This is a genomic window from Hymenobacter artigasi (assembly GCF_012275535.1).
GTDB lineage: Bacteria > Bacteroidota > Bacteroidia > Cytophagales > Hymenobacteraceae > Hymenobacter > Hymenobacter artigasi.
The window spans coordinates 63,198-75,495 of sequence record NZ_JAAVTK010000005.1; the positions used below are offsets into that span (position 1 = coordinate 63,198).

Annotated in this window: 10 protein-coding genes; 5 read left to right on the plus strand and 5 right to left on the minus strand. The window is 61.9% G+C overall.

Features of this window, described 5'->3' with window-relative positions; translation table 11 throughout:
- The first annotated feature begins 137 nt into the window (after window positions 1-137).
- The 3 genes from HBN54_RS10125 to HBN54_RS10135 are packed head-to-tail and all read left to right on the plus strand — an operon-like array spanning window position 138 to window position 5,740.
- Complete coding sequence (locus HBN54_RS10125; RefSeq protein WP_235955475.1) at window positions 138-1,118, plus strand: YitT family protein; 981 nt, start codon at window positions 138-140, stop codon at window positions 1,116-1,118.
- A 59-nt stretch (window positions 1,119-1,177) separates the two neighbouring features.
- Window positions 1,178-4,366 carry a cyclic nucleotide-binding domain-containing protein gene (locus tag HBN54_RS10130; protein WP_168673084.1) on the plus strand — a complete coding sequence of 1,063 codons (3,189 nt, stop codon included), beginning with the start codon at window positions 1,178-1,180 and terminating at the stop codon, window positions 4,364-4,366.
- Window positions 4,367-4,414: 48 nt separating this feature from the next.
- A complete protein-coding gene (locus tag HBN54_RS10135) occupies window positions 4,415-5,740 on the plus strand; it encodes a gluconate:H+ symporter (RefSeq protein ID WP_168673085.1) in 1,326 nt (441 codons plus the stop codon).
- A 491-nt stretch (window positions 5,741-6,231) separates the two neighbouring features.
- Here HBN54_RS10135 and HBN54_RS10140 read toward each other — a convergent pair whose 3' ends face one another.
- Window positions 6,232-7,119 (minus strand): 3-keto-disaccharide hydrolase, encoded by an 888-nt coding sequence (locus HBN54_RS10140; protein WP_168673086.1) that lies wholly within the window; start codon window positions 7,117-7,119, stop codon window positions 6,232-6,234.
- A gap of 210 nt (window positions 7,120-7,329) precedes the next feature.
- Between HBN54_RS10140 and HBN54_RS10145 the strand changes: the two genes are divergently transcribed.
- Window positions 7,330-8,223, plus strand: a complete 894-nt coding sequence (locus tag HBN54_RS10145; RefSeq protein WP_168673087.1) for a sugar phosphate isomerase/epimerase family protein — start codon at window positions 7,330-7,332, stop codon at window positions 8,221-8,223.
- A gap of 156 nt (window positions 8,224-8,379) precedes the next feature.
- Here the strand turns inward: HBN54_RS10145 and HBN54_RS10150 are convergent, their stop codons facing one another.
- Complete coding sequence (locus tag HBN54_RS10150) at window positions 8,380-8,793, minus strand: hypothetical protein (protein WP_168673088.1); 414 nt, start codon at window positions 8,791-8,793, stop codon at window positions 8,380-8,382.
- A 486-nt stretch (window positions 8,794-9,279) separates the two neighbouring features.
- Between HBN54_RS10150 and HBN54_RS10155 the strand changes: the two genes are divergently transcribed.
- Window positions 9,280-9,723 (plus strand): hypothetical protein, encoded by a 444-nt coding sequence (locus HBN54_RS10155; RefSeq protein WP_168673089.1) that lies wholly within the window; start codon window positions 9,280-9,282, stop codon window positions 9,721-9,723.
- A 235-nt stretch (window positions 9,724-9,958) separates the two neighbouring features.
- Here the strand turns inward: HBN54_RS10155 and HBN54_RS10160 are convergent, their stop codons facing one another.
- The 3 genes from HBN54_RS10160 to HBN54_RS10170 all read right to left on the minus strand — a co-directional run bounded on the left by HBN54_RS10160 (window position 9,959) and on the right by HBN54_RS10170 (window position 12,296).
- A complete protein-coding gene (locus HBN54_RS10160; protein WP_168673090.1) occupies window positions 9,959-10,744 on the minus strand; it encodes a 3-keto-disaccharide hydrolase in 786 nt (261 codons plus the stop codon).
- A 43-nt stretch (window positions 10,745-10,787) separates the two neighbouring features.
- The gene (locus HBN54_RS10165) at window positions 10,788-11,675 is read right to left on the minus strand and encodes a hydroxypyruvate isomerase family protein (protein WP_168673091.1); all 888 of its coding nucleotides are present in this window, start codon (window positions 11,673-11,675) and stop codon (window positions 10,788-10,790) included.
- Window positions 11,676-11,822: 147 nt separating this feature from the next.
- Window positions 11,823-12,296 carry a c-type cytochrome gene (locus tag HBN54_RS10170; protein WP_168673092.1) on the minus strand — a complete coding sequence of 158 codons (474 nt, stop codon included), beginning with the start codon at window positions 12,294-12,296 and terminating at the stop codon, window positions 11,823-11,825.
- Window positions 12,297-12,298 lie beyond the last annotated feature (2 nt).

Below are 12,298 nucleotides of genomic sequence, written 5' to 3' on the forward strand. Positions count from 1 at the left end.
GGGATTGAGTATTAGCCGAACCGTTTGGTCCTTATGGCTGCCGCCGGGGGCGTATGGTTGGCTTCAGGAGTGAGGCAGCGGCGGGGGAGGGCCCCGGAAAATAAGTGCGACCTGGATGTAAGTTTTTGCTAATTAATATGTTGCTGGAACATTTGCCGCCTTCTCGTTTCCGCTTCCGGAAACTTGCCCGCCAGCCGGCGCCCCCGCCTCCGAAGGTGATGGCGGTGGCGGGCCCGGGCTGGCGGCAGTTTCTGACGCGGCACCAGGTAGGGGCCATCCTGCTGCAAGGCGTGCTGCTGATTGGCGGGGTTTTTTCGGCCGCCCTGGGGCTGAAAGGCTTTCTGCTTCCCAATGGCTTTATTGACGGGGGCGTAACGGGGATTTCGCTGCTGGTGAGCCAGCTGACGGGCGTTTCGCTATCGGCCCTCATCGTGCTGATTAACATTCCGTTTATCGTGCTGGGGTATTACCAGGTGGGGCGCAAGTTCGCCCTCAAAACCCTGCTCACCATTTTGGCGCTGTCGGGGGCGTTGCTGGTGGTGTCGTTTCCGCCCCTCACGCAGGATAAGCTGCTGATTGCCGTGTTCGGCGGCTTCTTTCTGGGGGCCGGCATGGGACTGGCCATGCGCGGCGGCGGCGTGCTCGACGGTACCGAAATCCTGGCCCTCTACCTCACGCGCCGGCTGCCGGCATCCATTGGTGATATTGTGTTGATTATCAATATTATTATCTTCTCGGTAGCGGCCTGGCTGCTTTCGATAGAAACGGCGCTGTACTCCATTCTGGCCTACCTGGCGGCGGCCCGCACCGTGGATTTTGTGCTGGTGGGCATCGAAGAATACACCGGCCTGACCATCATCTCGTTTCACAGCACCGAAATCCGGCGCATGATAACCGATAAGCTCCACCGTGGGGCCACCGTGTACGAATGCACGCAGGGCTTTGGCACCCACGGGCACCAGCATCTGAAAGTGGAGGCCATTTTCACGGTCGTGACCCGCCTGGAGGTGGTGGGCCTGACAGATGCGATTCATAAAATCGACCCCAATGCCTTCGTCGTGTCACAGAGCGTGAGCGATATGAAGGGCGGCCTGATAAAAAAACGGGCCTTGCACTAGCCCGTTGCGGAGGAGGAGGAGCCGGCCGCCGGGCGGCTGGGTCAATCAGCAGGAATATCATGGAAAGGTGGTACCGGTTTCTGGGAGTTCGGCCGCACGAAACCACGTCGGTGTGGCTGCTCTTTGCCCACAATTCGCTGCTCAGCTTTGGCACTGTGCTGGTGTACCTGGCGGCCACGGGGCTGCTGCTGACCCGGCATCCGGCCACTGCCCTGCCCGTGGCCTACTGCGCGGGCGCCCTGGCTATGGGGCTGGCCGGCAGCCTGTATGCCTGGCTGGAGCGGCGCTGGCCGGGGCCGAAGCTGGCCGGGCGGGCATTGCTGGCGGTGGTGGCCATTGCCCTGGTGCTGGCGCTGGCCTGGCGGCCCGTGCCGTCGGTGGCCACGGCCGTGGCCCTCATGGCGGGCTACCGCCTGCTGTACCTGCTCACCGGCCTGGAGGCCTGGAGCATGTCGGCGGCATTGTTCAACGCGCGGCAGGGGCGGCGGCTATTCGGCGTGGTGAGCTCCGGCGAACTGCCGGCCAAGGCGGTGGGGGCAACGCTGGCCATTTTTGTGCCCGCTGCCCATTCGGTTCCGATACTAATAATCACCGCATTGGGTGCGTACCTGCTGGCGGTGCTGGTGCAGCGGGCAGCTTTTCGGCGCAGACCGGGCTTGCCCCCGCTGGCCGGGGCCGCCCTGCCGCTCAGCCAGCAGCTGCTGGGGCCGGGGGCGCTGGTGCGGGCCATGGGCCTGAGCGTGCTGGCGGTGGCCACGGTAGCCGTGGGGGTCGAGTATGTTTTCCTGCTGCACGTCCGGGATTTTTTGCCCGGGCCGATGGATATCATGCAGTACCTGGCCGGGGTGCTGGCCCTGGCTTACCTGCTGGCGGCGGCAGGCCGGCTACTGTTTGCGCGGCGCGGCCTGGCGTGGGTGGGCGTGCGCCGCACGCTGCTGCTGCTGCCGATGATGGTGCTGGGCAGCATGCTGTTGTTCTGGGTGTTGCGGGCGTTTTCTGTAGGGCCGGCGGGCCAGCTGGTGTACTTCAGCGGGCTTTTCCTGGGGCTGGAAATATGCCGCCGCGCGTTGTTTGAGCCGGTTTTTATGATGCTTTTCCACCGCTTGCCGCCCGGGCACCTGGCGGGGCGTAGCGTCGTTAAGGGGATTTATGAGCCGCTGGGCGTGGGGCTGGGCGGCTTGCTGCTGCTGGCGGCCCGGCCGTTTGCGGCGCTGAGCCCCTGGCTACCTCTGGTGTGGATGGCCGCCCTGGTAATCGGCGTGGTATTTCTGCTGCGGTACATGCTTTGGCAACATCTGGAGGCCCTGAAAACGAGCTTGTACCTGCACGATGTGCCAGGCAGTGAGAGCGTTGTAAAGAATGGGGCTGATGAGGCGGATACGCGTTTGGCCGAGCCTGATTCCGGCGTGGAAACGGTGTTGCAGGCCATTGGGCACTTGCACCAGATTGAAGCAGCTGCCCTTACCGGGCAGGCCGAACACCTGCTCACGCATCCCAACAAGCGCATTCGCCACCGGGCGCTGCGGTTGTTGGGAACTCAGGTGGAGCTGCGGCGGCTGCGGCGGCTGGCCCTGGAAGACCCCGACCCCGCCCTGCGCGAAATAGCCAGCTGCCTGGCCGGCCCCCACCCGGCCGCCGACGACCTGCTGCGGCACCCCGACTGGGCAGTGCGTCAGGGCGCTATCCGGGGCCGGCTGGCCGCGCACCCCACCGATGGCGCTGCCCTGGCCAGCCTGGCTGCCCTGGCGGCATCGGCCGAAACCAGTGCCCGCCACGCCGCCCTAATGCTCATTGGCCTGCTCACGCCACCGCAGCAGCAGCAGGTCGTTACCACCTGCCTGCACAGCGCCGAGCCCAGCCTGGTGCAGGCCGCCGTGCGGGCGGCGGCGGCGGTGCCGGGCTCCGATATGATAAGCCTGATGCTGAGCTTTCTGTGCGTGAAGAAAGTGCAGAAGCCTGCCCTGGCCGGCCTGGTACGAATTGGGATGCCCGTGCTGCTGCTGCTAAAGCCCGCGCTGGCCCAGGAAACCGACCCGCGCCGCGCCCAGGCCCTGGCCCAGGTATGCGCCCGCATGGCCACGCCCGCCGCCCGCCAGGTGCTGCTGGAAATAGCCGGCAGCCCCAACCTGCAGGCGCGGGCGGCGGCGCTGCGGGCGCTCGACAGCTTTGCCTCCATGCCCGGCGATGCGCCGCTCTTTCAGCAGCTCATCGAAGAGGAGATGCGCCTGGCGCAACACTTTCTGCACGGCATGCACGCGGCCAATACCGAGTTGCGAGCCGCCCTGCGCCAGGAGTTGCGCCAGTGCACGCAGCGCCTGTTTGGCCTGCTGCGGCAGATATACGAGCGCCCGCCCCTGCTCCAGGCGCAGCACGGCGCCATGCACGCGGCCAGCGAAACCCAGGCCAGCGCCCTCGAAATCCTGGAAAATATGATTCCGCTTCCGCTGTTTGCCGGCTTGCAGGCCATGCTGGAAACGGGTCGCCTGAGCCAGCGCGCCGAGGTGATGGACGCCCTGCTCGGCCCCATCACCACCGCCGAAACCATGCCCACGACCATTGTGCGCCGGGGGGCAGAGGCCTTCACCGCCTGGACGATAAGCGTGACTCTGCGGCAGTGGCGCCCGCAGCCCGCCACCGTGGCCTACCTGGTGCCCCATTTGGAGGCCACCAGCCTGCTGGTGCAGGAAAGCGCCCTGGCCGTGCTTCAGCAATTGCCCGTGCTGCGCCCCGCCGCCTACGACCAGCTCCTCCTCACGCATCCTGCCGTTGCCTTCCTCGCTATGAATCCACCGCTCACTACCCCCCGCACCTCGGCCCGCGACCGGGTCCTCATCCTCAAAGGCACCGCGCTGTTTGCCAATACGCCCGAAAATATCCTCGGCAACATCGAGCCCATTATGCGGGAAGTGGCGTTTGAAGCGGGACAGGAAATCTTCAGCAAAGGCAGCCTGGGCACCTCGCTGTTCATTGTGAGTACAGGCGAGGTGGGCATTTTCGACGGTCCGCGCCAGCTCACGACCTTTCGCAGCGGCGACTTTTTTGGCGAGCTGGCCCTGCTCGATGCCGAAGCCCGCTCGGCCTCGGCCGTGGCGCTGGGGCCGGCCACGGCGTTCCGCATCGACCAGGAAGATTTCTACGACGTGATGGAGGACTGCGCCGAAGTGACCCGCAACATCCTGAAAGTGCTTTGCCAGCGCCTGCGCCGCCAGAATGAGCGGATGCTGCCCTTGCAGCCGGTGCCGGGGTAGGGGCCGGTTCGGGGGTGGTTTTTGCCACCCGGCGGGCTACCTTGCGGCATGACGCTTCTCATCATCGGGCTGGCCGTGCTGGCGCTTATCATCCTCAGCACCTGGGGCAAAGTCAATGCGTTTCTGGCGTTTTTGCTGGTCACCATTCCGGCGGGGCTGGCCCTGGGGCTGGCTCCGGCGCAGGTGCTGGCCGCCGTGCAGAAGGGCCTGGGCGAGACGCTGGGCTCGGTGGCGCTGGTGGTGGTGCTGGGGGCCATGCTGGGCAAGCTGGTGGCCGAAAGCGGCGCGGCCCAGCGCATTGCCGCCGTGCTCATGGCCGCCTTCGGCCCGAAGAATATTCAGTGGACGATGATGGTCACAGGCTTCATCATCGGCATTCCGCTGTTCTACAACGTGGGCTTTTTGCTGGTTATTCCGCTGATATTTTCGGTGGTGTACCAGTACCGGCTGCCGGCCGTGTACGTGGGCCTGCCCATGCTGGCCTCGCTCTCGGTGCTGCACGGCTTTTTGCCGCCGCACCCGGCCCCCACGGCGCTGGTGGCGCTGTTTCATGCCAACGTGGGCCTCACCTTTGGCTACGGGCTGCTGGTGGCGGTGCCGGCCGTGGTGGTGGCCGGGCCGCTGTATGCGCGCACGCTGCGGGGCATCGTATCAACGCCATTGGTGGGGTTCGCGGGCGCGGCGCGGGATGAAAGCGACCTGCCGGGCACGCTCAACAGCTTTTTGTCGTCGCTGCTGCCGGTGCTGGTGCTGGCGGCCGTGCTGGGCCTGCAGGCGGTGCTGCCGCCCGGCGGGCCGCTCGCCCCAGCCCTGGCTTTCCTGGCCGACCCTGGCATCGTCATGCTGCTGTCGGTGGGCGTGGCCACGTTCAGCCTGGGCCGCCGCCAGGGCAAACCCATGGCCGCCGTGATGGAAACCTACGGCGAGGCCCTGCGCGACGTGGCGCTGCTGCTGCTCATCATCGGTGGGGCGGGGGCGCTGAAGGAGGTGCTGGTGGAAAGCGGGGCCGGGCTGGCCATTGCGGCCGGCCTGGGCGGCACCGGCCTGCCGCCGCTGGTGCTGGGCTGGCTGCTGGCCGGCCTCATCCGGGTGTGCCTGGGCTCGGCCACGGTGGCGGGCCTAACGGCGGCGGGCGTGATGCTGCCCACCATGGCCCACTCGGCCGTCAACCCCAACCTGATGGTGCTGGCCATCGGGGCGGGCAGCCTGCTGTTTTCGCACGTCAACGACAGCGGGTTCTGGCTGTTCAAGCAATATTTCGACCTCTCGATTCGCGACACGCTGCGCTCGTGGTCGGCCATGGAAACCATTGTTTCGGTGATGGGGCTGCTAGGGGTGTTGCTCCTGAATTGGGTGCTGTTGCTGGCGCGCTGATGCGTATGGTACTAGCCCAAACGCTACGCATTTTCAGTAACTTGTTGGCCTGCTCTACACCTTTCCAATCCCGCCCTTATGCGCAGCATTTCCGCCTGCACACCATCTAGGGCGCGGCCAGGGTGAAGCCGCAGGACATCAACTCGCACCTGGCATTCAGCGTCAACAACCTGCCCGCCTTCATTGCCCACCTCGCCTTTCCAGGTGCACTACGGCACCTGACAAGACGAGGAAAAATAAACCACCCTGCGCTCCGACGGCATTAAGCAGGTGTACCTGCAGGACCCGGATAATTTCTGGCTGGAAATGAACGACGACCCGTTTAGGCGGGTGTGAACGGAAGAGGCGGTGCTAAAAGCCCGTCATGCTGAGCGCAGTCGAAGCATTTCTACCGCGTAACTAACCCTTTCGATTGCATTACTACTACAGTAGAGATGCTTCGACTGCGCTCAGCATGACCGTTGGTTAATAATCAAGCGAATGCAGGCCGCCTACTTCCCCGCGAAATACTTCGCGTACTGCGCCGGCATGGCCGCCAGCGGCTTTATCGTAATGCCCTTGTAAAAGACCTCGGCAGCCTCGCTTTGCAGCTGGATTTTGCCGTGCGTGAGGGGCTGACGCTGGCCATCTTTCAGGTAGCTGGAATGGTTCACGGCCATCACCACCTGGCCATTCACCAGGTGGAGGCTCTGGCCGTTCACGTTGATTAGCTCCAGCTCCGTCCACTCACCTTTGGGGTGCTCGATGCTGGCGGCGTAGCAGAAATGGGCATTGTTGGCACCGCCCAGCTGCACCGAGGGCGCGGCGGGGTCGTATCGCAGGGTGTCCTGCCCGCGGCGGGCGGCGATGTCGGCGGCAGAATTGGCGATGCACCAGTAGTCGCCCATGGCGTTGCCCTTCTGGTATTCGGAAACCTGGAATTCCTGGCTCAGCATCCAGCTGTGCCAGTAGTCGGCGCCACACTCGCCCTGGCTGTTGTAGAGGATGCCGCTGTCGCGGGGCTCGTTGAGGCGCGGCAGCCATTTTTTCTGGCCCCATTTCACCTTCAGCTTGAGGTCGTAATTCGTGTAATCCTGCTTGGTGAACACGCAGCCGTAAATCTCCCCGCTGATGCGCAGCACCGGCTCGCCGCCCTGCAGGGCCACCGAAAACACGTTCGCCTCGTTCTTGTCGTAGCCGATGGGCGGCAGCGGCTGGCCCTGCGCATCGGTGGGCGGCTGGCCTTTGTCGCCGGGCACATGCCGGTGGCTCAGGTACGTTTGCCATTTGCTCAGAGTGGGGTCGAGCAGCGGCTCCCAGCCTTTGGGTGGGGCGGTTCGGAAGGCGGCGGCACTCAGTAGTAGCGCGGCGGCGGCCAGCAGGGGAAAGGTATTTCTCATGAGACGCGGCAAAAAATGGGCAGGTTTCGGCACCAAATCTACTCATTGCAACTGGTTGCGCCGCGTGTGGCAGGCTCCTTGCAAGGGGTTGATTTCTGCCTTTTTAGCGCAGCAAACAACCCAAAATGCGCGGGATTGCTATCTTGCTTTATCTTTCCGTTCAGCGCTTCGGCGTCCAGTCCAATAATCCCACCCAAACTTCGCTGCCCTATGACTACTCGCAGAGACTTCCTCGCTTCGGCCGCGCTGCTATCGGCCGGCTTGCTCGTATCGCCGGCCCTGCTGGCCCGCGCCAAGGGCTACAACAAGAAGTACATCGGCCTGCAGCTCTACACCGTGCGCGATGCCATGGCCAAGGACCCCGCCGGCACCCTGGCCCAGTTGGCCAGAATGGGCTACAACTCGCTGGAAGGCGCCACCTACACCGGCAGCCAGAAGTTCTACGGCATGACGCCCCAGGCCTTCGCCGCCCTGCTCAAGCAAAATAGCCTGATAATGCCCAGCAGCCACTACCGCCTCGGCGAGGAGCCGATGAACGGCGCGCCCGCCCTGGGCACCATGCTGCACGAGTGGGACCGCGCCGTGGACGACGCGGCGGCGGCCGGCGTGAAATACATGGTGTGCGCCTACCTCTCGGAAGCCGAGCGCGGCAACCTCGACCACTACAAATACATCGCCGAGCAGCTCAACAAAGCCGGCGAGCGCTGTCAGAAAGCGGGCATCCAGCTCTGCTACCACAACCACGACTTCGAGTTCGTGGCCCAGAACGGCAAGCTGCCCTACGACCTGCTCCTAGCCACCCACCCCAAGCTGGTGAAGATGGAGCTCGATCTGTACTGGGCCACCAAAGCCGGCCACGACCCGCTCACGCTGTTCAAGCAGCACCCCGGCCGCTTCCCCCTCTGGCACGTCAAGGACATGGATAAAGCCGCCCCGCACTCCTTCACGGAAGTGGGCAACGGCAGTATCGACTTCAAAAAGATATTCGCCCACGCCAACGAGGCCGGCCTGCAATATTTCTTCGTGGAGCAGGACATCACGCCCGGCTCGCCCTTCGATAGCGCCAGTAAAAGCCTGGCTTATATCAAGAAGAATCTGGTGTAGCGGGATGCGCGGAATATTCGGCAACGGGGGAGCCGGAAAAGGGAACGTATCCAACTTTAAGGTTCGAAAAGAGGATTTTAAGACCGTGGTTTTGTGTGTTGTGAACGGTCGTTTACAATTTGTAAAAAGGGCCAGTTCATAGCATCCCTACAGTGGCTAATTGACCTGCGCATCCGTCACCGTGATTTCTGGCCGGGGCTCGGTCCAGGGAACTGTGGCTGCCATGTTAAAGTACTCATAATACGTCTTCCATGGCGTTTGTTGGGCATAGGGCACCAACTGGTAGTGAAACTGCACGGTCTGCCCCACCCGGTATACCGCTGTATCGCCCAGCGCGAATACCTTGGCTTCCGAATACGGTCGGTCGGCTTGACCAGGCAAGGACAGGGGGGCCAGGTCCACTACCCAGCGCGGGCGGGGATGGTGTAGTTGTTGGTCAAACGTTTGGTCTAGCCGCAGGATACGCCCGGTTATCAAGCCGGTAGGGGATACGGCGGGCTCTTTTTGGCAACTGCTGCTGATGGTCAGCAAGCTCACAGCGGCCAGAGCGAGTAGCGAAATAGCTTTCATAATAGGCACGAAGTGATGAAAAGGGTTGGTGGTTACAAAACGGATTGATAGCCAATGAGATGATGGTTATCTAACTTAAATCGTTGCACCGGCGCTAATAATAAACTAAAAAGCTGCTTTTTCAGGCGGCCACACCGGAAAAATACCACGTCGGTCGCGCCCCGGACGGGGGCCAAAATCCACGCCGATTCCAAGAGTGGGGATATAACTTGCATAATGTTGAGAGACAAATCCCAGACGAGGGAGGGAATATTTGCACTTCCCCATTGTCCCAAAATCCTGTTTGCCCAAGCCCGGGAAAGCACCCGGTTCGAGTTTGCGAAACTCATCCCCTCAGCACGTTTCGTAAACTTTGATTCGTAGACGGGTTTCTTAAACTCGTGTTGTCCTGTAGGAACTCAATGGTAACTGGTGCCGGGCAGTTGCGAGGAGTTCACCGAAAGGAGCGTTACTTAAGCCTTTAAAGTATAATTCCGACCTTAGGCTATGCATGGTGTAATCATTTCCTTGCCAGGATACGCAGTGCAAGAGGTCGCAGCATTTTTGCGCGAAAAACTGATGGGTGCTTCAGCCCAATCGGAAAACATCCACTTTGCCGGAATCATCCTTAATGTCCTCGATTGCAGCGACGAGTTAGACTACACGCGGACGTTTATGAAGGAGCACAAGCTGCAGGAAGTGGGCAAGTACGACGCCTACGTCGACACCTACGATTTGACCACTATCGTCACGATAGATTGTGCCTTCGACTCCCTGTTCTACCAGAATTTCTTGCCCATTGCTGAACTAGTAGCGCTCGGACTCAGTCGCCATTTCCAAGGATTTGCGTTGGTCGTGCGTGAAAGAGTCGACGAGCAGCACGCCTTATATGAGAAGGGCGTACGGGTGAGACCACACGATAGCAATGAGAGTAAGCAAAGTGGAGTTTAGCCAAACGGTGATTTAAACAGCCCCCGTCTTTCGGATAGGGGCCGACAAGGGCCCGCTATTGGTCCTAACAAGAATGTACATGCCAAGAAATTTTTTTGGCAATAAGCAAGAATACGCTCCCCGCGCTACTTCATAAATCCTGTTTCATCCGGTTAATCGAATTCGCTCAACGTGCAATATTTCCCGTTTTATGGGAAGACCCCAGCATAACCGTTTGATTGGTTGTTGATGAAGCTCAGCGCGCCGCCGGCAGCTCCCGAATCCAGATGTTGCGGTAGCTCAGCGGCTCGCTTTTGTCGCCGTGGGCCTGCAGCTTGATGGGCAGCGGGCCGTGCGCGGCCTGGTACGAGGCCTTACCGATGTACTGCGTGGGACCGGTGAGGGCGGTGTGGTTTTGCACCAGCACGCCGTTGAAAAATACCGTGGCGTAGGCCGGTGAAACCAGCGCGCCGCCCGCACCGAACACCGGGGCCGTCCACACCACGTCGTAGGTCTGCCACTCGCCGGGCTTGCGGGCGGGGTTGGCCAGCGGGATGGCCTGCTTGTAGAGACTGCCGGCCATGCCGTTCACGTAGGTTTTGTTCTGGTACGCGTCCACTATTTGTAGCTCGTAGCCCAGGTCGCCGCTGCCCGTCGAGGCCAGAAACACGCCGCTATTGCCCCGGGCCTGCCCCGTGCCACTGATGTTGGCCGGAATGCGCCATTCCAGGTGCAACTGGTAGCTGCCAAAGCTGCGCTTGGTTTCGATGTTGCCCACGTCTTTTTTTACCGTCATGATGCCGCCCGCTACCGTCCAGCTGGCCGGCGCTTTATGGTCGCTGGTGAGCACCCACTGGTCGAGGTTTTTGCCATCGAACAGCACCAGCGCATCCGAAGGCGCGTCGCCGGGAGCCCGGCCGGGCATCACCACGGTGGGCACGGGCTCATACACTTCCGTATCCTCGGGCTTGGCGGTTTGCTGGGCGTGGGCGGCACCCAGGCCGCTGGCCAGCAGGGCGGTGAATAGCAGGCGGGTTTTCATAGAACCAGGGCTTGGGTGGGAAATGGAATGGATTAGGTGCTTTTCAGACGTCACATAGCTGCACGGCTTTGCGCAGCGAAGCAACTTTATCGGGCTGCTTCGGAATGAATTCCTGCGCCACGTAGCCCTTGAAACCAGTGGCCACAATGGCCCGCATGATGGCCGGGTAGTACAGCTCCTGCGTTTCGTCGATTTCGTGCCGGCCGGGCACGCCGCCGGTGTGGTAGTGCGCAATATAGGCGTGGTTATCCGTGAGGGTACGAATCACATCGCCCTCGTCAATCTGCATGTGGTAGATATCGAAAAGTATCTTGAAATGCTCAGAACCCAGTTTTTTGGCCAGCGCCACGCCCCAGGCCGTGTGGTCGCACTGGTAGTCCTGGTGGTCAATTTTGCTGTTCAGCAGCTCCATTACCAGCACCACGTTGTGCCGGGCGGCCAGCGCCAGCAGGGGCGTCAGGCCCTGCACGCAGTTGGCCCAGCCGGTGGCGTCGTCCTGGCCGCGCCGGCTCCCGCTAAAGCAAATCAGGTTCTTGTAGCCCGCCGCCGCCACTTTCGGAATCATCTCGGCGTAGCTTTTTTGCAGCGTGGCGTGAAACTTGGGGTCGTTGAAGCCGTCGGTGAGGTTGATTTCAGCCCCGTTGCACATCGGCGAATCCAGGCCGTACTTCTTCAGCGTCGGCCAGTCCTTAGGCCCCACCAGGTCAATGCCTTTAATACCAATGCTTTTGGCCGCCGCGCACAGCTGGTCGAGCGTCAAATTATTGTAGCACCAGCGGCACACCGAATGGCTGATGTTGTTTTTCAGGGCGAGCGGGTCCCGGGCGTTTTCGGCGGGCGCGCAAGCCCCAAGGGCACCTGCGGCCCCAACAGCGGCCGTGCCCGCCAGTATGTTTTTGAGCGCCGTGCGGCGGGAAGGGGGCGAGGCCATGGAGCGTGAGGAACAGGGTGGGTTTTGACCAGGCGAGTCATGCTGAGCGCAGCCGAAGCATCTCTACCGTATTAGTAATCAATGCCGTTGCAACGAAGCGGTAGAGATGCTCCGACAAGCTCAGCATGACAAAATCCCTAAGCTGAGTTATTTCAAGGTCAGAATATACTTCACCATTTCGCGGGCGTCGGCTTCCGTCACGCCGGGGTGCGGCGTCATGGGCACGGCCCCCCAGTTGCCCGAGCCACCCTGGATAATTTTAGTGGCCAACATGCTGATATTTGCCTCATTGGATGGATATTTCTGGGCCACATCGGCGTAGGCCGGGCCGATGACTTTCTCCTTTTCCTTGTGGCAGCTGGAGCAGTCGGAGGCGGCAATCAGCTTGGCCCCGTTGGCCAGCAGGCCGCCGCTGTGGCCGGTGCCAATCTTCGAGATGCTGGTATCCACCTGGGGCTGCTCGGCCACGGCGGCCACGTTCCGGCCGGTCGTGCTGTCGCTGTTCAGCTCCGCCGATGAAGCCGCTTGCCGGCTCACTTCATCGGGGCCGTCTTTTTTGTAGCCGGAATCGCAGGCGGCCAGCAGGGCGCAGAGGCTGAGGAACAAGGCAGTTTTTTTCATGG